Raw genomic sequence first — 21004 nt, 5'->3', positions numbered from 1 at the left:
GACAGGTCCTAGGGCGGCCGCCCTTGGATGAAATCCGCCGACTTCGGGGGTGTCCGTGATGGTCCTGCGACCTTTATCCGCGTCTGAACGGGCCGACGCCCTGGGCAAGGCAGCAGCAGCCAGGGCCACCCGTGCCGCTGCCAAGGAGAGCCTCCGGAACGGAGACAGGTCCGCGGCGGACATCATCAGCTCCGCGGTGGAGGACGACGCGCTGGCCCGCATGAGGGTTTCGGAATTGCTCGAAGCCCTTCCCGGCATCGGGAAGGTGCGGGCCGCCGCAATCATGCAGCAGCTCGGCATTGCCACGTCCCGCAGGGTCCGCGGGCTGGGCGTCCACCAGCGCCGGGCGCTGGTAGATTTTATAGACGAGCACTGAGGCAGGCGGCGCCTGTCCTTCCCCAACTGCGGCAAAAGGAATACGTGAGCAAGAAACCGGGACTGACAGTCCTCGCAGGACCGACGGCTGTTGGCAAAGGCACCGTGTCCACCTACATCCGGGACAACTATCCCGAGGTTTGGCTTTCCGTCTCAGCCACCACCCGCGCGCCCCGGCCGGGGGAGCTGGACGGCGTCCACTACTTCTTCAAGACCAAGGAGGAGTTCGAACAGCTCATTGCCGACGGTGAACTCCTGGAATGGGCCGTGGTCCACGGCCAGAACACGTACGGCACCCTGAAAAGCACCGTGAACGGGGCCATCGCGGACGGCCGTTCCGTGCTGCTGGAGATCGACCTCCAGGGTGCGCGCCAGGTCAAGGCCGCCGTTCCCGACGCCCAGTTCGTCTTCCTGGCCCCGCCCACCTGGGACGAGATGGTCCGCCGGCTGGTGGGCCGCGGCACCGAAACACCCGAAGAACAGCAGCGGCGGCTGGAAACCGCTAAACTGGAACTTGCTGCTGAACCGGAGTTCGACCACACCGTCATCAATGACGACGTCCGCCGGGCAGCGGACGAGCTTGTTTCACTCATGGGGCTGACTCCGCATCCACACCTGCCGGAACCGTCAGCCCGCTAGGAATTTGGAGAATTCGTGTCCACGAACCTTGAAGGCATCATCAACCCGCCGATCGACGATCTGCTGAAGGTAGCTGATTCCAAGTACGGCCTGGTGATCTTCGGTGCCAAGCGCGCTCGTCAGATCAACGCTTACTACGCCCAGCTGCACGAGGGCCTTTTCGAATACGTCGGCCCCCTGGTTGACACCAAGCTGAACGAAAAGTCGCTCTCGATCGCACTGCGCGAGATCAACGAAGGCAAGCTGGTTTCCACGCCGATCGAAGCCGCAGAGTAATCCTGCCGCTGAACTGACTTGCTGTTGACGGAGGTCACGTGCGCATAGTCCTCGGAGTCGGGGGAGGGATTGCCGCCTACAAGGTGGCATCGCTCCTCCGGCTTTTTACTGAAGCCGGCCATGACGTCACGGTGATTCCCACGGAGGCGTCCACCCGCTTCATCGGTACCGCCACCTGGGAGGCGCTGTCCGGCAACCCGGTCAGCAACAGCGTTTTCGATGACGTGCACCTGGTCAACCACGTGCGCCTTGGCCATGAGGCGGACTTGGTGGTGGTGGCACCCGCCACGGCGGACCTTCTGGCGAAGGCCGCCGCAGGCCAGGCCGGGGACTTGCTCACCAATACGCTGCTGATGGCCCACGGCCCCGTGCTGTTCGCCCCTGCGATGCACACGGAAATGTGGCAGCATGCCGCGACCCGGGCAAACGTTGAAACGCTCCGCAGCCGCGGTGCGGCTGTCCTGGAACCCGCGTCGGGCAGGTTGACGGGCGCAGACTCAGGCCCTGGCAGGCTTCCGGAACCCCAAGTAATCTTCGACGCGGCAATGGCCCTGTTGCAGGGACAGTCTGACTACCAGTTGCCCCTCGCCGGCCGCACCGTCACCATCAGTGCCGGCGGCACCCGCGAACCGCTGGACCCCGTGCGCTTCCTTGGCAACCGGTCGTCCGGCAAGCAGGGGGTGGCACTTGCGGTGGCGGCACGGAACGCCGGCGCCACAGTACGGTTGCTGGCAGCCCACATGGACGTTCCGCCGCCGGCCGGCGTGGAGGTGGTGCGCGTGGAGACTGCGCTGCAACTCCGCGAAGCTGCGCTCGACGCCGCTGCCGGGTCCGACGTCGTCATCATGTCCGCAGCCGTCGCCGATTTCCGCCCGGCCGAAGTCTCGGATACCAAGATCAAGAAGCGTGACGACACCGCAGATCCCGTCATCACCCTGGTCCGCAATCCTGACATCCTGCAGGAGCTCGTTGAGCAGCGCAATGCCGGTGCTGCCGTGTCCGGTCAGCTCATCGTCGGCTTCGCCGCGGAGACCGGTGACAGCGAGGGCGACGTCCTGGCCTATGCGGAAGCGAAACTGCAGCGGAAAGGCTGCGATCTGCTGGTGGTCAACCATGTGGGGACGGATAAGGTCTTCGGGCAGGATTCCAACTCTGTCGTCATCCTCTCGCGCTCCGGCTCCGAACCACAGGAAGCGTCGGGAACCAAGACTGAGGTTTCTGAGGCCATCATCACCCGCATCAGCTTTGAACTGAACCGCGTTTCATCCACGTGAACCGGGTTTCTTTCGACTGAACCTGCTTCGCCCCCCTGAAGTGTTTCCGGCCACCTTTGCTTAGCACGGGGACATCTGCCGACTTCTCCCTGACGGGAGTGCCTACACCAACCAGTAAGGTAGTTGAGTGACTTTACCGCTGCACCTTCCCAAGACCCATGGGGCCACATCTTCCGCGCTCCGGCTTTTCACGTCCGAGTCGGTCACCGAAGGCCATCCGGACAAGATCTGCGACCAGATCAGCGACGCCATCCTGGACGCGCTGCTGTCAGCGGATCCCGAGTCCCGCGTGGCCGTTGAGACCATGGCCACCACGGGCCTGGTTCACGTGGCAGGCGAAGTCACTACGGACGCCTACGTTGAAATCCCGCAGATCGTCCGCGAGACCATCCTGGGCATCGGTTACGACTCCTCGGCCAACGGCTTCGACGGCGCCCGCTGTGGCGTTTCCGTGTCCATCGGCCAGCAGTCCAACGACATCGCCGGCGGCGTCTTCAACTCCCTCGAGGCACGCGAAGGCCGCCAGGAGGACGACTACGACCTCCAGGGTGCGGGCGACCAGGGCCTGATGTTCGGCTACGCCAGCGACGAGACCCCTTCCTATATGCCCACGCCCATCTGGCTGGCCCACCGGCTTTCCGAGCGGCTCACTGACGTCCGCAAGACCGGGCAGCTGTCCTACCTTCGCCCGGACGGCAAGACCCAGGTCACGGTCGGCTACGACAAAGACGTCCCGGTATCCGTGGAAACAGTGGTGATTTCCAGCCAGCACGCCGAGGGGGCAAGCCTTGAGCAGCTGCGCGCCGACCTCGCCGCTGTCGTGATCGAACCCGTCCTGGCCGCCGCCAACCTGGACATCTCACGCGCCGCAAACATCCTCAACCCTGCCGGTGAGTTCGTCATCGGCGGGCCTGTGGGCGACGCCGGCCTCACCGGCCGCAAGATCATTGTCGACACCTATGGCGGCATGGCACGCCACGGCGGCGGTGCCTTCTCCGGCAAGGATCCGTCCAAGGTGGACCGCTCCGCTGCGTACGCCATGCGCTGGGTCGCCAAGAACGTCGTGGCCGCGGGACTGGCCAAGCGTGCCGAAATCCAGATCGCCTACGCGATCGGCCAGGCCCGGCCCGTGGGAACCTATGTGGAGACGTTCGGCACCGAGACCGTGGATCCCGCCCGGATCAGCGAAGCCATCGCGGAAATCTTCGATCTCCGTCCGCGGGCCATCATCGACGCCCTGGACCTGAAGCGGCCCATCTACGCCAAGACCGCTGCCCACGGGCACTTCGGCCGCGATGACCCCGACTTCACCTGGGAGCGCCTGGACCGGGTGGACGACTTGAAGGCGTTCTTCAACGCCTAATGGCGCTCCTGCCGTAGGCCCAAAGACCCAGGCCGGAAGACCAATGTCAGTGCCTGGTGCTTGGCTGTTCATGTCCAACCCGGTAGCTGAACGGAGGTAGCCAAAATGGTTGCTGACAGCTCCGTCCAGCCGTCCCTGCTGCAGGGCTTCCCCGCACGCGCGCTGCCCGGCGGCGTTGCCGTGGCAGAACAGCTCCCCGTTGCCAGGGTCCTCGTTGAGTCCTCGCTGCCACACCTGGACCGCCCCTTCGACTATGCAGTGCCGGTTGCGCTGGACCAGGCGGCCCAGCCGGGAGTCAGGGTCAAGGTCAAGTTCAACGGCCAGGACCTCAACGGATTCATCCTTGAGCGGGTGGCGGAATCCGACGCCGGACACACCCTGGTCCCGTTGGCAAAGGTGGTGTCCCCGGTTCCGGTCCTCACGCCCGCCGTCAGGGACCTTGCCACCGCCGTCGCTGCACGGTACGCCGGCACGGTCAGTGACGTACTCCGCCTCGCAGTCCCGCCCCGGGTGGCAAGGCTGGAAAAGGATTATCCCGCCTCGCTGGACCCGGCCGAAGCGGCGGGCACCCCGGCCACTTCCGGTGCCCCCGGGGCTTCAGCGTGGGCCGCATACCGCACCGGTGCTGCCTTCCTGGGGCACCTGGCCGGCGGGGGCTCTCCGCGCGCCGTCATCAATCCGCTCCAAGGTTACGGGCCCGCCGGCTGGCCGGACCTGCTTGCCCAGGCTGCCGCGGCCGCCTACGCCTCCGGCAGGGGCGCGCTGCTGGTGGTGCCCGACTACCGGGACCTGAACCGCCTGGAAGAGGCGCTTAAGGACCTGGTGCCGGAAGAGGCCGTGGCCCGGCTCACAGCTGACGACGGTCCCACTCCCCGGTACCGGAACTTCCTGCGCCTGCTGGCGGGCCGGGCCAGGGTAGCCATCGGTACACGGTCGGCCGCCTTCGCCCCGGTACAGGACCTGGGACTTGTTGCCTGCTGGGACGATGGCGACGACCTCCACATCGAGCAGCGCGCACCGTACGCCCACGCCCGGGAGGTCCTCCTCCTGCGGGCAGAGCAGGAGGGTACGTCCTGCCTCCTTGCGGGGCACGCCCGCAGCACCGAGGTCCAGCGGCTGGTGGAGGCCGGCTGGGCAGTGCCCGTGGAAACCGAGCGTGCCACCGTCCGCAGGACGGTTCCCCGCGTGGTCAGCACTGCCGACAGCTTCGAGCAGGGGCGGGACCCGCTGGCCACCATCGCCAGGCTGCCGCACGCCGCATGGCAGGCGGCCAAAGAAGGGCTGGAGCGTGGCCCCGTCCTGGTCCAGGTTGCCAGGGCCGGCTACGCGCCCTCGCTCGTCTGCGAAACGTGCCGCGAACCTGCCCGCTGCGGGCACTGCCAGGGGCCCCTGGCGCTGGCCGGGACCTCCGCCTTGCCCCAGTGCCGCTGGTGTTCCACCCCGGCCCCGGACTGGAAATGTTCGCATTGCGGCGGGCGGCGGCTTCGAAAAGGTGCCACCGGAGTCCTGCGCACCGCCGAAGAGCTTGGCCGCGCGTTTCCCGGCACCACCGTCATCACGTCCTCGGGGGACCAGGTGAAAGCCGCGGTGGGTGCCGGCAAGGCGCTCGTTGTGGCAACGGTGGGGGCTGAACCTGTCGCGGACGGCGGATATGCCGCCGCCCTGCTGCTGGACGGCGATTCCCTGCTGCGCCGGGAGACCCTCCGGGCGGGCGAAGACACCCTGCGCCGCTGGTTCAACGCCGCCGCCCTGGTCCGCCCCGCTCCAGACAAAGGCCTGGTGGTGGTCACGGCCACGGACACGGCCGCTACCGGGGCGCTGCTGCGGTGGGATCCGGCCGGCTACGCCCAGCGGGAGCTGTCGCTGCGGATGGAGCTTCAGCTTCCCCCGGCAGTGCGCATTGCTTCGGTGACCGGGCCGCGGGCCGCCGTCGAACACTACACCGGTGCGGTGGAAGCGGACCTCGCTGGCGCGGGCATCACGGTGCGTACCGCGGGGCCCGCGCCGCTGCTGCTCACCGCTCCGCCCTCCGGCAGGCGCTCAGCCGAGGACGTCCGGACCCTGCTGTTCTTTCCGTACGGCCAGGCGGCCGCCGTCGTCCGCGTCCTGCGGGTCACCCGCGCCGCCGTGGCAGCCAAGCGTGCCATGGAGCCCGTGCAGCTGCGGCTGGACGGTGTCGATGTGCTTTAGGGGTTGATGGGCGCTAGGCCCGGCGCCTTTTCGCCACGACCTCGTGCGCGGCATCCACCAGTTGGCGCGCCGACTCATCCCAGCTGAACTCCGATGCCCGCGCAATGGAACGGCGCGACATGTCCTGCCAGTGCGCATCGTCCTGCAGTTGTCGCACAGCGTCCGCGAACTGCCCGGGTGACTCAGGATCCACGTAGAGTGCGGCGTCCGCGCCCACTTCGCGGAAGATGGGAATGTCGCTGGCGATCACGGGCGTGCCCACCGCCATGGCCTCCACCAGGGGAAGCCCGTATCCTTCGGCCCGGGACAGGCTCACCAGTGCCGTTGCCCGGCGCAGGAGGCCGTCATACTCAGCATCCGTCACGCCGTTGTGGAACACCACGGCGGCACCCGCCGGGACGAGTCCTTCCAGTTCCGCCCGCCGCTGCGGCGTAATCCGGCTGAGCAGGTGCAGGGTGTACCCAGGCAGCCCGGCCATGCCGGCCACCATGGTTTCCACGTTTTTGTAGGGCATGAACGAACCCATGTAGATGATCGTTCTATCCGCACCGCCAGCGGGATTGCGGGGTTCCTGCGCCGGCTGCGGGGCGTTGGCGATGATGCGCACCGGCCTGCGGGTCAGCCGGTATTTGGCCATCAGTGCCTCGGTGGTCCGGCTGATCGTGGCCACGGTATCGGCCCGGTTGAGGAGGAGCCGCTGCGGCCAGAACGCCTTGTGGTAGAGGCGCCACAGCAGGCGGACCGGGGCCGGCAAAAATCCCGGGGGAGCGGGGTGCTCGTAGTAGATGAGGTCGTGCAGGGTCAGGATCAGCCCATACTTCCGGCCCCAGGTGCCCATGGTCTGCATGGGGCACACCACCACGTCCGCCCCGATGGCGTTGACCTTCCGGGCTACGAACAGTTCCAGCGGCGAGAGCGGGCTGCTGATGAGCGTGTAAGGCACGTCCGGCAGCAGGGCGAGTTGCCGCTCGTCGGAAACCAGCATGGAGACATCAGCGATCTTTGCCGTGGCGGCGATCAGGCTGGCTCCGTAGCGGCTGATGCCGTCGTGATGGTCAGTACGGGTGAAACGGGCATCAATGACGATCTTCACGCGGGATGGTCCTCCAGGAAGCTGCGGATGTAGCGGGCGGCAGGCTCGGGGGTTTCGTAGTGGATTAGATGCCCGACGCCGGCAATCACCTTCAATTCACCGTCCGGAAGCAGCTCCAGGAGGCGGTGCTGGTTGGGGAGGGTGGCGATTTCATCCTTTTCGCCGGCAATCAGCAGCACGGGCAGTTCCAGTTGTCCTGCCACCTCGGCCACATGGTTGCTGACGGAGGCGGTGAAGGACTCCAGGAGGCTCTCCCGGTCGGCGAACGAACTGAAGTAGGCGTGGTGCTGGCCGTGTATGAAGGCCCTCAGCCCGGGGTCGCGGGTCTTGGCCATGGTCTCGCTCATCACCCGCACAATCAGTGGATTGCGCAGCAGCGCCAGCCCCGGGCCGCGGGGAAGCCGCGCCGCCAGCCGGTAGTACAGGACCGCCAGCCGGGTCATCACGCCCTTGGGCCCCTCCAGCGCCGGAGCGGCGATGGGGTTGATGAGAATCAGGGGGCGCACCGCTTCAGGGTTGTTGGCCACGAAGTGCGAGGCCACGATGGAGCCGAAGGAGTGCCCCAGCAGCACAGTGTCCGGACCCAGCTCCCGCGCAGCCATGAAGTCGGTGATGAATTGCCCGTAACGCGCCACGGAGTGCGGCTCCCCGACAAAGGCGTCCGAACTGCCGAAGCCGGGCAGGTCAGGCATGATGATGCGCATGTCCGGCAGCTGGTCCGCCACGCGCAGGAGCCCGTGGTGGTCGCCGCGGAACCCATGCACCACGAGGATGGTCCGGGTTTCCGGCGTCTCCTGCAGGGGCTCGTAGGTCCAGAAGGCCACCGTGCCGCCGTCGAGCGTCACTGTGGAGGCAGAGGTGCGGGTTGAAAGTTCAGCGCTTAGGTACGCAGGCACAGGGGAGGTCTCCGGGTTCACGGTATCCATGGCGGGCCTAGTTGACGTTGTCCGGGTGGGACCCGGTCCGCTGCCCGCGGTCCAGGGCGTTGATGGCCGTGAGGTCGCGTTCGGAGAGTTCGAAATTGAAGACGTTGAGGTTTTCCCGGATGCGCGCCTCCGAACTGGCCTTGGGGATGGCGACGTTCCCCAGCTGCATGTGCCAGCGGAGGATCACCTGCGCGGGTGTCCGGCCATGCTCGGCAGCGCAGGCCTGGATGACGGGATCGGCCAGCACCTGGCCGCGGCCCAGCGGGCTCCACGCTTCCGTCCGGATACCCAGTTCCGCGTGCTTGCTGCGCAGTTCCTCCTGCTGCAGCCAAGGGTGCAGTTCGATCTGGTTAACGGCGGGGACCACTTCGGCGCTTTGCAGCAGGCGGTCAAGGTGGGCCGGCTGGAAGTTGCTGACGCCGATGGCACGGACCCTGCCTTCGCGGTACAGCGTTTCCAGGGCGCGGTAGGTATCCGGGAACAGTCCCCGCCGGGGGCAGGGCCAATGGATGAGGTACATGTCCACATAGTCCAGGCCCAGGTTGACCATGGAATCATCGAAAGCACGCAGCGTCGCATCGTAGCCGTGATGGTCGTTCCACACCTTCGTGGTGATGAAGATATCTTCCCGCGTCAGGGACGGGGACAGCTCCCCGGAGCCGCCGCTGCCCGTCCCGTCGCCCAACTGTGAACTGATGCCGCGGGCCACCCCGGTTTCGTTCCCGTACATGGCGGCGGTATCGAAGTGGCGGTAGCCGGCGGCGAGCGCAGTGGCCACGAGCCCTTCCGCGTCTGCTGCCGGCACCTTGTACAGCCCAAAGCCGAGCTGGTCTATCAGCACACCGTTGTTCAGGCTGAGCCGGGGTGAGGTTCTCATGGCAACGACTCTACCCACTTCAGCTGGTCAGGCCCTCGTAATCGACAAGGCGGCGTGCGGTGGCTTCGTCCAGGATCAGGTCGGTGGCGAGCCTGGCTGCCAGGGCTCCGCGCAGGCCGTTGATCTTTGAGACTCCTGATACCACGCAGATCCTGCGGCGCACCTCGCGGAGCTGGGCAAGTGCGGGGCCGGTGGACCGTTCGTTGAGGACGATGCCATCGGAGGATCCGTCGGCCCGGAAGAACACGGTGGCAACGTCTCCCACCACGTCAGAGTTGGCAAGGGCGTTGAGGTCGTCCTCGTCGAGGTACCCACCGGCGTAGACGTGGCTGGGATAGTCGGCGTGCACGGAACCGACTCCGAAAATGGCGATGCTCATCTTGGCCTGGAGTTCCAGGACCCGCTGCACGCTGCGCTCGTTCCACATGGCTGTCTTGGTGGCGGCATGGTCGAAGAAGGCGGGGACGGGGAACTGCTCCACCCGCGCCCCGTAGGCGCTGCCGAACCTGCGCATGATGTCGCTCGCATAGGTGATGCCGGTGGTGTGCATGTTCCCGGCACCGTTGAGCTGGACGATCACGCTGTCGTGGGTGATCTTCCTGGTGAGGTGCCTGCTCACTGCACTCAGCGTTGATCCCCAGGCCACGCCGATGATGGCGTTGGAGTCCACCAGGGGCCCTATGGTCCGCGCGGCCTGCATGGCCACCCGGTCCAGGGTCTCGGCTTCATTGAGCGTCCCAAGGATGGGAACCACGTGGACATCCAGGTTGTACCGGCGCCGGATCATGCCCTCAAGTTCGGGACCCGTGTCCAACGGGTTGCGGATCTGGATCTGCACCAGGCCTGACTCCCTTGCCGAGGACAAGAGGCGGGAAACGGTGGACCGGGACGTGCGCAGCTCGCGTGCGATCGCGTCCATGGTGAGGTCCTGCAGATAGTACATTTGTGCAGCTCGGAGGGCATCTGCGTCCCGCGAAAGTGCCATCTCACTTCCCTTCTGCACGTTTGTGCATAGTGCTTGACTCCATTTTCCATTTCTCCAAACAATAGAGCAGAACGGCGGCGCCGCGCAGCGTGTGTCCGCATCACACAAAGCCCCAAGGGAGTTCGTTTTGGGACCCAAGGATTCAACTGTCCAACCATCTGTTACTGCCCCCCGGCCAGGTGCCGAACGCGCATCGGTCCACAGCCTGCGGCGCCGGCCGCACGCAAAGGTGCTGGTGGTTGGCGGTGGCATTAACGGCGTGGGCACCTTCCGTGATCTGGCACTTCAGGGCGTCGATGTTGCGCTGGTGGAGCGCGGTGACTACTGCCAGGGCGCAAGCGGTGCGTCCTCGCACATGATCCACGGCGGTATCCGGTACCTGGAAAACGGCGAGTTCCGCCTGGTCCGGGAATCCGTGGTGGAGCGTAACCGCCTGCTGAAGATTGCCCCGCATTACGTCAAGCCGCTGCAGACAACCATCCCGATCTTCAGCACATTCTCCGGCATCCTCTCCGCCCCGCTGCGTTTCCTCACCCACAAGCAGCAGGGCAAGCCCAAGGAGCGCGGCGCGTTCCTGATCAAGGCGGGCCTCAGCCTCTACGATTCGTTTTCCCGGGACGGCGGGACTGTGCCGCGGCACCAGTTCCGGACCCACAAGGCAGCCCTCCAGGAACTGCCTGCCCTCCGCCCCGACGTCAAGTACACCGCCACCTACTTCGACGCCTCCGTGCACAACCCGGAACGGCTGACACTCGACGTCCTGCAGGACGGCGAAAAAGCCGGCCGCGCGGGCACCTCCCAGGGCGCCGGCGGGCAGGGTGATACGGCCCGTGCCAGCAACTACCTTTCACTGCAGTCCATGTCCTCCGCCCCCAACCCGGGGACCGGCCGGGGGAGCACCGTCCGGCTTCGCGACGAACTCACGGGGGAAGAGTTCGACTTCACCGCGGACATCATCGTCAATACCACCGGGGCCTGGGTGGACCTGACCAATGAAGCAATGGGCGCAGCCTCGGCCTTCATGGGCGGCACCAAGGGGTCCCACATCGTGCTGGACCACCCCGGCCTCCTCGCCGCCTGCCGCGGCCGGGAAATCTTCTTCGAGCACACCGACGGCCGGATTGTCCTCATCTATCCCATGGGTGACCGGGTCCTGGTGGGCACCACCGACGTCGACGCCGACATGTCCCAGGACGCCGTCTGCACCGACGAGGAGATCCAGTACTTCTTCGACCTGATCGGACACGTCTTCCCGTCCGTCGACGTGACGCCTGAGGACATCGTCTACACGTTCTCAGGCGTGCGCCCCCTGCCGAGCCATGACGCCACCCAGCCGGGGTTCGTCTCCCGTGACTACCGCATTGAACGCCGCGCGTCCGGGACAAACGGAAGCGGCGCCGTCGTGCTGAGCCTGGTGGGCGGCAAGTGGACCACCTTCCGTGCCCTCGCCGAACACCTGACCAACGACGTCCTCGCCGAACTCGGCGTGCAGCGCAAAGTTTCGACCGCGCAGCTCCCCATCGGCGGCGGCGCCGGATTCCCTGCTGACGAGGCGGGCGTGCAGAAGTGGATCAAGGCGCACATGGCTGCCGGCCGGGACGCAGACCGCACGGGCGGGCTGCTGACCCGTTACGGGACCCGGGCCGAAGCCGTCATCGAATACCTCGACGCCGAACCCGACCAGGCACTGCGGTCCACCCGCGAGCTCAGCGTCCGCGAACTGGAATTCATGGCGGCCAACGAGCAGGTGGGGCACCTGGTGGATGTCCTCATCCGGCGCACCTCCCTGGCCTTCCGGGGGCTGGTCACCGGAGAACTCCTCAACGAGGTGGCGGAGGTGCTGTCCGTCCCCCTCAAGTGGGACGCGTCGGCGCGCGCCGCTGAGATCAAGCACGCCCAGGACGTGCTCCAGCGTTTCCACCGCGTGGAAACGCACAGCCTGGTCTCCTGAGGCCAGGCGGCCGGCCGGGGCGCGCCAGCGTCCCGGCCCAACGGTCCTTCACCTGAGGAGGACCGACAACTAAACAAAGAAGGAGTCAAAGATGTCTCTAGGAATAGTCTTCCTCTCCGAAGTCTTTGGCACGGGCATGCTGACCCTGTTGGGTTGCGGCGTCGTTGCCAACGTGGCTTTGCGGGGGACGAAAGGCAACAACGGCGGGTTCCTGATGGTCACCTGGGGATGGGGCATTGCCGTCTTCTGTGGTGTCTTCGTTGCGGCCAAGTCGGGCGCGCACCTGAATCCCGCCGTCACGCTCGGCCTGCTGCTCAACGGCAAGGCTGAGTACGCACCGGGAGTCGCCGTCGATTTCGCCTCAACCCTGACCTACTTCGGGGGTGAGATGGTGGGTGCATTCCTCGGCGCCGTGGTCTGCTGGCTGGCATACAAGCAACATTTCGATGACGAACCCGAGCCTGCCGGCAAGCTCGGGACCTTTTCCACGGGCCCTGCCATCCGTTCCACCCCGTGGAACCTGATCACCGAGATCATCGGTACTTTCGTCCTGGTCTTCGTCATCCTCACCCTCGGCGGAACACCCTCCGGCCTTGGGCCGCTCGCAGTGGCGCTGCTGGTGGTGGGCATTGGTGTTTCCCTTGGTGGCCCCACCGGCTACGCCATCAACCCTGCCCGCGACCTCGGACCCCGCATCGCCCATGCACTTCTGCCCATCAAAGGTAAGGGTTCCAGCGACTGGAGCTATTCCTGGATCCCGGTGGTTGGCCCGCTTGTAGGCGGAGCCTTGGCCGGTGTTGTTGCAAGGATCGCTCCGATCATCGTCACCGCCGCCTCCTAAACCCTCGGCAATCAGTTCAACCAACAAGACAAGGACGTCATTATGAACCAGTACGTAATCGCCATCGACCAGGGCACCACCAGCACCCGCGCCATCATCTTTGACCACAGCGGCGCCATTGTCTCATCCGGCCAAATGGAACACGAGCAGATCTTCCCGCAGGCAGGGTGGGTGGAGCACGACGCTGCGGAGATCTGGAACAACACCCGCGAGGTCATCGGCTCGGCCCTCTCAAAGGCGAACCTTACGCGGCACGATATCGCCGCCGTCGGCATCACCAACCAGCGCGAAACCGCTGTGGTGTGGGACAAGACCACGGGCAAGCCGGTGTACAACGCCATCGTGTGGCAGGACACCCGCACCCAGGACATTGTGGACGAACTGGCCAAGGACGGCGGCGCGGAACGCTTCAAGCAGAAAGTGGGCCTGCCGCTGGCCACCTATTTCTCCGGGACCAAGATCAAATGGATCCTGGACAACGTCGACGGCGCCCGGGAAAAAGCAGAGGCCGGGGACCTGGTCTTTGGCAACACCGACGCCTGGGTCCTGTGGAACCTGACCGGCGGCGTGGACGGTGGCGTGCATGTCACCGATGTCACCAACGCCTCGCGGACCCTGTTCATGGACCTCGAAACGCTGCAGTGGGACGACGAAATCCTCGGCATCTTCGGTGTGCCCCGCAGCATGATGCCGGAGATCAAGTCCTCCTCGGAGGTGTACGGCACCGTCCACAGCTCCCAGCTGCTCCGCGAGACGCCGGTGGCGGGCATCCTGGGCGACCAGCAGGCCGCAACCTTCGGCCAGGCCGCCTTCGACGCCGGCGAAGCGAAGAACACCTACGGCACGGGCTGCTTCCTGATCTTCAACACGGGCGAGGAAATCGTCCACTCGAAGAACGGGCTCCTCACCACGGTGGGCTACAAGCTGGGCGACGCCAAACCGCACTACGCCCTGGAAGGATCCATCGCTGTCACCGGCTCCCTGGTCCAGTGGCTGCGTGACAACCTGGGCATGATCAGCAGCGCCCCCGAGGTGGAAACCCTTGCCGCGTCGGTGAAGGACAACGGCGGCGTGTACATCGTCCCGGCGTTCTCCGGCCTGTTTGCCCCGTACTGGCGCTCGGACGCCCGCGGTGCGATCGTGGGCCTGACCCGGTTCGTCAACAAGAACCACATCGCCCGGGCGGCGCTGGAGGCCACCGCATTCCAGACCCGCGAGGTGCTGGATGCGGTCAACGCGGACTCCGGCGTCCCGCTGAGCGAGTTGAAGGTCGACGGCGGCATGGTCGCCAACGACGCCCTCATGCAGTTCCAGGCGGACATCCTGGGCGTCCCGGTAATCCGTCCCAAGGTCATTGAGACCACGGCGCTGGGTGCTGCCTATGCGGCGGGCCTGGCGGTTGGATTCTGGAAGGACCTGGGTGAATGCTCCGCCAACTGGTCCGAGGACAAGCGCTGGGAACCGCAGATGGACAAGGCCGAGCAGGAACGCCAGATGCGGCTCTGGAAGAAGGCGGTCACCAAGTCCATGGATTGGGTCGACGAGGACGTCAAGTAGAGTCCATGCACCCCAAGGGGCCGCCCTGCCGATCCAGGCAGGGCGGCCCCTTGCCATGTCCGGCGAACCTTTCCGGGGTGCGCCGGCGTCGGGCTGGGGTTGCGCAGCACGTCAGGGCGCGGGGCGCGACGGCAAATCCTCAGTGGCCGGCCCCTGGATGACCTTGCCGTCCACATCGAACCGGGAGCCGTGGCAGGGGCAGTCCCACGTCCTTTCACCCCGGTTGAAGCCGACTGTGCAGCCCAGATGGGTGCAGATTGCGGACACGGCGTGGAGATGACCCGCATGATCCCTGTAGCAGGCCGTACTGGTCCCGTCGGTTTCAAGCACCGTGCCGTCGTCAGGACCCAGGTCCGCGAGCCGACGCGCGGAACCGCCCCGGGAAACGGCGTCCCCGGTCCCGGCCGGCGCCGCTGCCGCTGCTGAGACGGAGGCCCGTGACGGTGCCCGGTTGCTGTCAAACAGGGCCGCCCATTCGTTGGGTGTGCCATTGAGCAGGTCTGCCAACATCAGGGCGGCGGCGGTCCCGTTTGTCAGGCCCCATTTGCGCAGGCCCGTGATGACGAAGGCGTGCCGGCTGTCCGGGTTCAGCGGCCCGACGTAGGGCAGGCCGTCCAGGGGCATCGCGTCCTGGGTGGACCAGCGGTAGGCAACGGGTCCGGCGCCGAATTGGCTGCGCGCGAACGCTGCCAGGCTGGCATGGCGCGGTGCGGGATCCACGTGCTCGCTTGCGGGGTGGCCCTCGCCGCCGGCCAGCAGGTACGTCATACCGTTCAGGCCAACCGTCAGCAAAGAACGCATTGGTTCATCGGCACTGATGAAGGTGGCGTCCAGGGGAGGAGTGTCCACCGGCGCGGCGACGATGTAGGAGCGGTGCGGCGGGCAGAGTGCTTCGAACCGGCCATGGTCCCCGAACGGAACATTCGTGGCCACAATCGCATCCCGGGCCAGTACTGTCCCGTTCCCGGCGGCCACTGTGACGGGCGTGCCCTCGCGCAGTTCCAGCGCGCGCGTCCGTTCGAAGACGAAGCTGCCGTCTCCGTCCACTCTTCCGGCCAGCCCCTGGAGGTATTGGACAGCATGAATCTGTGCCTGGCCGTCGAACCGGACGGCACCGGCCACGGGAAACGGCAGGGGTACGTCGGCAGTGAACGTTGCCGGAAGGCCAAATGTGGCAGCAAGTTCGGCTTCAGCCCGTACCTGCGGCAGCGCTTCATGGCTCGCGGCGAAGGTGTAGTTAGACACCCGCCGGAACCCGCAGGAGATGTCTTCCGCTGCCACCACGCCGGCGATGTGTTCGACGGCAGCCTGGTTTGCCAGTCCATAGATCCGTGCGGTGGACGCGTCGTGACTGTGCTGCAGGTCCGTATACGCAAGGCGGTGCAGGGATGTCACTTTGCCGGTGGTGTGGCCGGTCACGCCGGTGCCGATCCGGCCCGCCTCAAGGACGGCCACCGAGCGGCCCGAACGTTTCAGGGCCAGCGCTGCCGTGAGCCCGGCCATGCCGCCGCCGATGACTGCCACATCCACTTCCACGGTGCCGCTCAGTTCCGGGAAATCGGTGGCGCTGGCCGTTGCCAGCCACAGGGAGAGTGGTTGCCCGTCAGGGGAGCCGGCGGTGGTTTCATCTGACATCGTGTGCCGCCTCCCAACGTTTTGGGATGATCATGCGCGCTTGCCCCGGGTAAAGCAACGGGCCGGACGGCCCGGCTGAGGCAGGCAACCTGCCGGTGCGCTAAAGTAGATCCATGCGTGCGATCCTTCTGCTTAGTTAGCCGCCGGCTTCCGGATATCGGACAGCTGAGCGGCAGCCCCTCCATGGAGAGGGGCTTTTGTGTGTCCGGGGCAATGCGCCGGGCCGCCAGCAGGGGATCAGGCCGTTATGGCAGCACAGATGCCGTAACAGAACAGAAGAGGGCAGCAGTGGGCGTTCAGCCGGAGACAGAGACCGGAACAGCAACAACAGTATCGGCGGAGCCTGAAGAGGGCACCTACAGTTTCACCGCCATGGAGGCCAAATGGCCCCAGGTGTGGGAAGACCTCAAGGTCTTCACCCCGGTGGATGACGGGTCCCGGGAGCGCCGCTACGTGCTTGACATGTTCCCGTACCCGTCGGGCGACCTGCACATGGGCCACGCCGAAGCGTTCGCCATGGGTGACGTGGTGGCCCGCTACCTGCGTCAGAAGGGGTACGACGTCCTGCACCCCATCGGTTGGGACTCCTTTGGGCTGCCCGCGGAAAACGCCGCCATCAAGCGCAACGCCCACCCCAGCGAGTGGACCTACGCCAACATCGACACCCAGGCAGCGTCCTTCAAGCGGTACGCCATTTCCGCCGACTGGTCGCGCCGCCTGCACACCTCCGATCCCGGGTACTACCGCTGGACCCAGTGGCTGTTCAAGCGCTTCTACGAGCGCGGCCTGGCGTACCGGAAAAACTCCCCGGTCAACTGGTGCCCCAAGGACCAGACTGTCCTGGCCAACGAGCAGGTTGTCAACGGTGCCTGCGAGCGCTGCGGCACCACCGTGACCAAGAAGTCGCTCAACCAGTGGTACTTCAAGATCACCGACTACGCCGACCGCCTGCTGGACGACATGGATGAGCTGCGCGGCCACTGGCCTGAGCGCGTCCTGGCCATGCAGAAGAACTGGATCGGCCGGTCCGAGGGTGCGCACGTGAACTTTGTGATCGAGGCCGACGGCGGCAAGCCCGCCAAGGACGTCACGGTGTTCACCACCCGCCCGGACACCCTGTACGGGGCAACCTTCTTCGTGGTGGCCGCTGACGCTCCGCTCGCCGTCGAACTCGTCACTGACGAGCATGCTGCCGCCCTGGACGAGTACCGTGAACGGGTCAAGGCGCTCTCCGAGATCGAACGCCAGTCCACCGAGCGTGAAAAGACCGGCGTCTTCACCGGCCGCTACGCCATCAACCCGCTGAACGGCGAAAAGCTGCCCGTCTGGGCCGCCGACTACGTCTTGGCGGATTACGGCACCGGCGCCATCATGGCCGTGCCCGCCCACGACCAGCGCGACCTGGACTTCGCAAAGACCTTCGACCTGCCGGTCCGCGCCGTCCTGGACACCGGCGAAGAGGATCCGGCCGTGTCCGGTACCGCCACGGCGGGGGAGGGCACCCTGATCAACTCCGGTGAGCTGGACGGCCTGCCAAAGACCGAGGCCATCCCGGCCGCCATCGCCATGCTGGAGCAGCAGGGCACCGGCGAGAAGTTCGTGAACTTCCGGCTCCGCGACTGGCTCCTGAGCCGCCAGCGGTTCTGGGGCACGCCCATCCCCATCATCCACTGCCCGTCCTGCGGCGAAGTTCCGGTTCCCGACGAGCAGCTGCCGGTAACCCTGCCCGCGGACCTCCGTGGCGAGGACCTCGCCCCCAAGGGCACCTCGCCGCTGGCCGCGGCCGAGTCCTGGGTTAACGTGGAATGCCCCACCTGCCACGGACCTGCCAAGCGGGACACCGACACCATGGACACCTTCGTCGACTCCTCCTGGTACTTCCTGCGCTTCGTCTCCCCGCACTACACCGAGGGACCCTTCGATCCGGCGAAGATCAACGACTGGATGCCGGTGGGCCAGTACGTCGGCGGTGTGGAGCACGCCATCCTGCACCTGTTGTACGCGCGCTTCTTCACCAAGGTCATCCACGACCTCGGCCTGATCGACGCCGACGAACCCTTCAGCGCCCTGCTCAACCAGGGCCAGGTGCTCAACGGCGGCAAGGCCATGAGCAAGTCGCTGGGCAACGGCGTTGACCTCGGCGAGCAGCTGGACAAGTACGGTGTGGACGCCGTCCGCCTGACCATGGTCTTCGCCTCCCCGCCGGAAGACGACGTCGACTGGGCCGACGTCTCGCCGTCGGGTTCTGCGAAGTTCCTGGCCCGCGCCTGGCGCCTGGCCCAGGACGTGGCCAGCGAGCCCGGCGTGGACGCCACTACAGGTGACCGCGGGCTGCGTTCGGTTACGCACCGCACCATCGCCGACGCCGCGGAACTGCTGGATGCCAACAAATTCAACGTGGTGGTGGCCAAGCTGATGGAGTTGGTCAACGCCACCCGCAAGGCGATCGACTCGGGTGCAGGCGCAGCTGATCCTGCAGTCCGCGAAGCCACCGAAGCGGTTGCCGTGATCCTCAGCCTGTTCGCGCCCTACACCGCCGAGGACATGTGGAACCTGCTGGGCCACCCGGCCTCGGTTGCCAACGCTGGTTGGCCGGCCCACGATCCCGCCCTCCTGGTCCAGGACACGGTCACAGCCGTTGTCCAGGTGCAGGGCAAAGTCCGGGACCGGCTGGAGGTGTCCCCGGACGTCTCCGAGGACCAGTTGCGCGAGCTGGCCCTGGCCTCGGAGAACGTCCAGCGTGCCCTGGACGGCCGGGGCATCCGCACGGTGATCGTCCGGGCCCCTAAGCTGGTGAACATCGTTCCGGCATAGCTGCTGCATCCGCAGTAACGCACCGGCCGCCGGGAATGTCCCGGCGGCCGGTGCCCGTTGAGCCGTACACAGTCTCCAGGAGGCCCCTTGCCTGACAGTAACGCCGCCGCCTGGCCGTGGGTCCGTGCACGGCTGTCAGGCCTTCGTCCCGCGGCCCGGCCGGGAACCCGGCGGCCTAGTGGGAGCGCGGTGGTGCGCACCGCCGTCGTCACCGACTCAGCTGCCGCCCTGCCGGCGGACTATGTCAGCGGACTGCCGCGGGAGGGGATCCTGACGGTGACTCCGATGCCCGTCATGGTCGGCGCCGAAATCTACGGCGAGGGTGAGGACGACATCCTGGAGACCATTGCCGTGGCCCTGGCCGCCGGGACGCCCGTCAAAACGTCCAGGCCCTCACCGGGGCAGTTCGAGCACGCCTACCGTGCCGCCGAACTCCAGGGATTCGAGGGAATCGTTTCGGTCCACATCTCAGGGGAACTTTCGGGCACCGCGGACGCAGCCCGGCTGGCTGCGGCCAGGGTGGGCATTCCGGTGGAAGTGGTGGACACGGGCACCGTTGGCATGGCGCAGGGAATGGCGGTCCAGGCGGCCGTAGAGGCGGCGTCGGCGGGTGGCGACCTGGCCGCGGTGGCCGCTGCCGCAGCGGCCCAGGCAGAACGTACCAAGGTCTTTTTCTATGTGCCCAGCCTTGAGCAGTTGCGGCGCGGCGGGCGGATCGGGGCGGCGGCGTCGCTCCTGGGGACCATGCTTGCCATCAAACCCATCCTGGCAGTCGACGGCGGCAGGATCGTCCCGCTGGAAAAGGTGCGTTCCGCCGCCAGGGCTGTGGCGCGGCTCGAGGAAATCGTGGTGGCCGCGGCCGAACCGCGTCCGGATGACTCGGTGTTCCTGGCCGTCCATCACTTTGGTAATCCGGAGGAGGCTGAGAGCCTGGCTGCCAGATTGGAAGCGGCGCTTCCAGGCTGCCCGCCGGCCCAGATCAGCTCCCTTCCCGCGGTCCTTGCCGCGCATGCAGGGCTTGGTGTCCTCGCCGTAATTGTCGGCAGGCTGGCCAGCGGGCCCGACGGCGCCGGCCAACCGTCCCTGTAGGGCCGTCCGGGTGGTGCCGCTGGCGACGGAGTCCGGGCCACTATGCGGGGATGACACGCCGGCGCCGGGGCGGGAAGAGCCGGCCCGGGCAGAGGGGCCGATTGGGTGCATTCGCAGGCACACCTTTCCACATAGGGCCTTTTGCTTCTCGCCGTGTGACAGGGCGGTTCCTAGGGTGGAGCTATGTCACGCCGGGATGCTGGAGCAGCACGTCAGCAGGCCCGGCATGCGAGGGCCCGGCTGCAGGCGACGCTGGGGGAGGCGCCTCCCGGGCTCCTGGAGGAGGGGTCCGGCCCGGGCGGTTTTGAGTACCGGGGCGCCGGGGAGACAGGGGAAACCGAAGCCGTCAGCGGCGCCGAGGGCGGTTCCGGTGGCGTTCCGTCGTTCCGGTGGCGGGTAGGGCTGCGTGTTGCGCTGCTGCTGGCTACCCTTGCCCTGGCGGCCGGAGCCTGGTTCTGGTGGCAGGCCGGTGCGGCAACTCCGGAGGTCCTGCCCCTCAGCGGTGTGAGTTCCGGCGGGAACACCGCAGGTCCGGGGGGATCCTCTGCGGACGGCACGTCGCTATCGGATCCTGAGCCTGGGAAAGGAGAGCCCACGCCCGGCGGTCTGGTGGTGGTGCACGTGGCCGGAGCCGTGGCCACGCCCGGTGTGATCCGGCTCCAGCAGGGCAGCCGCGTTGACGACGCCATTGCTGCGGCCGGCGGTCCGGCTCCCGAGGCAGACGTGAACAGGCTTAACCTCGCCCTCGTGCTGGAGGACGGCCAGAAGATCTACGTCCCACGTCGTGGGGAGCCGGCCTCCTCCACGCCTGATACCCCAGGAGCCGGTGGAACCGGCCCGGGCGGCGCGGGGCCCAACGACGATGGGTCCAGCGGCCCGGGGGCCAGCGGCGCAGGGCAGCAGGGGGCGGCACACGGCGCCGCCGGCGGAAAGATCAATCTCAACACCGCCGATGCGGCGGTGTTGGACACGCTGCCAAAAGTCGGGCCGGTGCTGGCGCAACGGATCGTTGACTGGCGAAAAGAACATGGACCTTTCAAGAGTGTCGAAGAGCTGGATGCGGTGGACGGGGTCGGGCCGAAAATGCTCGAAACCCTGCTGCCCCTGGTAACGGTGTAA

At 66.7% G+C, this 21004-nt stretch carries 17 protein-coding genes; 12 read left to right on the top strand and 5 right to left on the bottom strand.

Features of this window, described 5'->3' with window-relative positions; translation table 11 throughout:
- Window positions 1-58: 58 nt before the first annotated feature.
- From mihF to ACTAQI_RS06510, 6 genes are all read left to right on the top strand, one after another.
- Window positions 59-376 carry an integration host factor, actinobacterial type gene (mihF, locus tag ACTAQI_RS06535; protein ID WP_457950254.1) on the top strand — a complete coding sequence of 106 codons (318 nt, stop codon included), beginning with the start codon at window positions 59-61 and terminating at the stop codon, window positions 374-376.
- A gap of 44 nt (window positions 377-420) precedes the next feature.
- Window positions 421-1014 carry a guanylate kinase gene (gene gmk / locus ACTAQI_RS06530; RefSeq protein ID WP_457950253.1) on the top strand — a complete coding sequence of 198 codons (594 nt, stop codon included), beginning with the start codon at window positions 421-423 and terminating at the stop codon, window positions 1012-1014.
- A gap of 15 nt (window positions 1015-1029) precedes the next feature.
- Complete coding sequence (rpoZ, locus tag ACTAQI_RS06525) at window positions 1030-1290, top strand: DNA-directed RNA polymerase subunit omega (protein ID WP_026264487.1); 261 nt, start codon at window positions 1030-1032, stop codon at window positions 1288-1290.
- Window positions 1291-1328: 38 nt separating this feature from the next.
- Entirely contained in the window at window positions 1329-2564 is a 1236-nt protein-coding gene (coaBC, locus tag ACTAQI_RS06520) for a bifunctional phosphopantothenoylcysteine decarboxylase/phosphopantothenate--cysteine ligase CoaBC (RefSeq protein ID WP_457950252.1), read from the top strand.
- A gap of 127 nt (window positions 2565-2691) precedes the next feature.
- The gene (metK, locus tag ACTAQI_RS06515; protein ID WP_457950251.1) at window positions 2692-3927 is read left to right on the top strand and encodes a methionine adenosyltransferase; all 1236 of its coding nucleotides are present in this window, start codon (window positions 2692-2694) and stop codon (window positions 3925-3927) included.
- Between the two features lie 105 nt (window positions 3928-4032).
- A complete protein-coding gene (locus tag ACTAQI_RS06510; protein WP_457950250.1) occupies window positions 4033-6117 on the top strand; it encodes a primosomal protein N' in 2085 nt (694 codons plus the stop codon).
- A gap of 13 nt (window positions 6118-6130) precedes the next feature.
- On the opposite strand, the gene ACTAQI_RS06505 is transcribed toward ACTAQI_RS06510, so the two are convergent.
- The 4 genes from ACTAQI_RS06505 to ACTAQI_RS06490 are packed head-to-tail and all read right to left on the bottom strand — an operon-like array spanning window position 6131 to window position 9998.
- Window positions 6131-7210, bottom strand: coding sequence for a glycosyltransferase family 4 protein (locus tag ACTAQI_RS06505; RefSeq protein WP_457950249.1), 1080 nt, complete (start codon window positions 7208-7210; stop codon window positions 6131-6133).
- Window positions 7207-8136: an alpha/beta fold hydrolase gene (locus tag ACTAQI_RS06500; protein WP_457950248.1), complete on the bottom strand. Its 930-nt coding sequence runs from the start codon at window positions 8134-8136 to the stop codon at window positions 7207-7209. The genes ACTAQI_RS06505 and ACTAQI_RS06500 overlap by 4 nt, the downstream gene beginning before the upstream one ends.
- A 7-nt stretch (window positions 8137-8143) precedes the next feature.
- Window positions 8144-9013 carry an aldo/keto reductase gene (locus ACTAQI_RS06495; RefSeq protein ID WP_457950247.1) on the bottom strand — a complete coding sequence of 290 codons (870 nt, stop codon included), beginning with the start codon at window positions 9011-9013 and terminating at the stop codon, window positions 8144-8146.
- Window positions 9014-9032: 19 nt separating this feature from the next.
- Window positions 9033-9998 carry a sugar-binding transcriptional regulator gene (locus tag ACTAQI_RS06490; protein WP_457950246.1) on the bottom strand — a complete coding sequence of 322 codons (966 nt, stop codon included), beginning with the start codon at window positions 9996-9998 and terminating at the stop codon, window positions 9033-9035.
- 127 nt (window positions 9999-10125) lie between these two features.
- On the opposite strand from ACTAQI_RS06490, the gene ACTAQI_RS06485 reads away from it, so the two are divergent.
- The 3 genes from ACTAQI_RS06485 to glpK all read left to right on the top strand — a co-directional run bounded on the left by ACTAQI_RS06485 (window position 10126) and on the right by glpK (window position 14347).
- On the top strand, window positions 10126-11949 hold the full coding sequence (locus tag ACTAQI_RS06485; protein WP_457950245.1) for a glycerol-3-phosphate dehydrogenase/oxidase: 1824 nt from the start codon (window positions 10126-10128) through the stop codon (window positions 11947-11949).
- A gap of 91 nt (window positions 11950-12040) precedes the next feature.
- On the top strand, window positions 12041-12790 hold the full coding sequence (locus ACTAQI_RS06480) for an MIP/aquaporin family protein (protein WP_457950244.1): 750 nt from the start codon (window positions 12041-12043) through the stop codon (window positions 12788-12790).
- A 42-nt stretch (window positions 12791-12832) separates the two neighbouring features.
- Window positions 12833-14347 (top strand): glycerol kinase GlpK, encoded by a 1515-nt coding sequence (glpK, locus tag ACTAQI_RS06475; RefSeq protein ID WP_457950243.1) that lies wholly within the window; start codon window positions 12833-12835, stop codon window positions 14345-14347.
- A gap of 111 nt (window positions 14348-14458) precedes the next feature.
- On the opposite strand, the gene ACTAQI_RS06470 is transcribed toward glpK, so the two are convergent.
- Entirely contained in the window at window positions 14459-15982 is a 1524-nt protein-coding gene (locus ACTAQI_RS06470; protein ID WP_457950242.1) for an FAD-dependent oxidoreductase, read from the bottom strand.
- A 288-nt stretch (window positions 15983-16270) separates the two neighbouring features.
- Here ACTAQI_RS06470 and leuS point away from each other — a divergent pair, with 288 nt between their 5' ends.
- The 3 genes from leuS to ACTAQI_RS06455 all read left to right on the top strand — a co-directional run bounded on the left by leuS (window position 16271) and on the right by ACTAQI_RS06455 (window position 21004).
- Window positions 16271-18796 (top strand): leucine--tRNA ligase, encoded by a 2526-nt coding sequence (gene leuS, locus ACTAQI_RS06465; RefSeq protein WP_457950241.1) that lies wholly within the window; start codon window positions 16271-16273, stop codon window positions 18794-18796.
- A gap of 87 nt (window positions 18797-18883) precedes the next feature.
- The gene (locus ACTAQI_RS06460; RefSeq protein WP_457950240.1) at window positions 18884-19885 is read left to right on the top strand and encodes a DegV family protein; all 1002 of its coding nucleotides are present in this window, start codon (window positions 18884-18886) and stop codon (window positions 19883-19885) included.
- Window positions 19886-20068: 183 nt separating this feature from the next.
- Window positions 20069-21004 (top strand): ComEA family DNA-binding protein, encoded by a 936-nt coding sequence (locus ACTAQI_RS06455; RefSeq protein ID WP_457950239.1) that lies wholly within the window; start codon window positions 20069-20071, stop codon window positions 21002-21004.

The sequence above is a fragment of the Pseudarthrobacter sp. alpha12b genome (genome assembly GCF_054130495.1).
The sequence above is the reverse complement of the archived record's forward strand: the minus strand, read 5'-3'. Positions and strand labels throughout refer to the sequence as shown.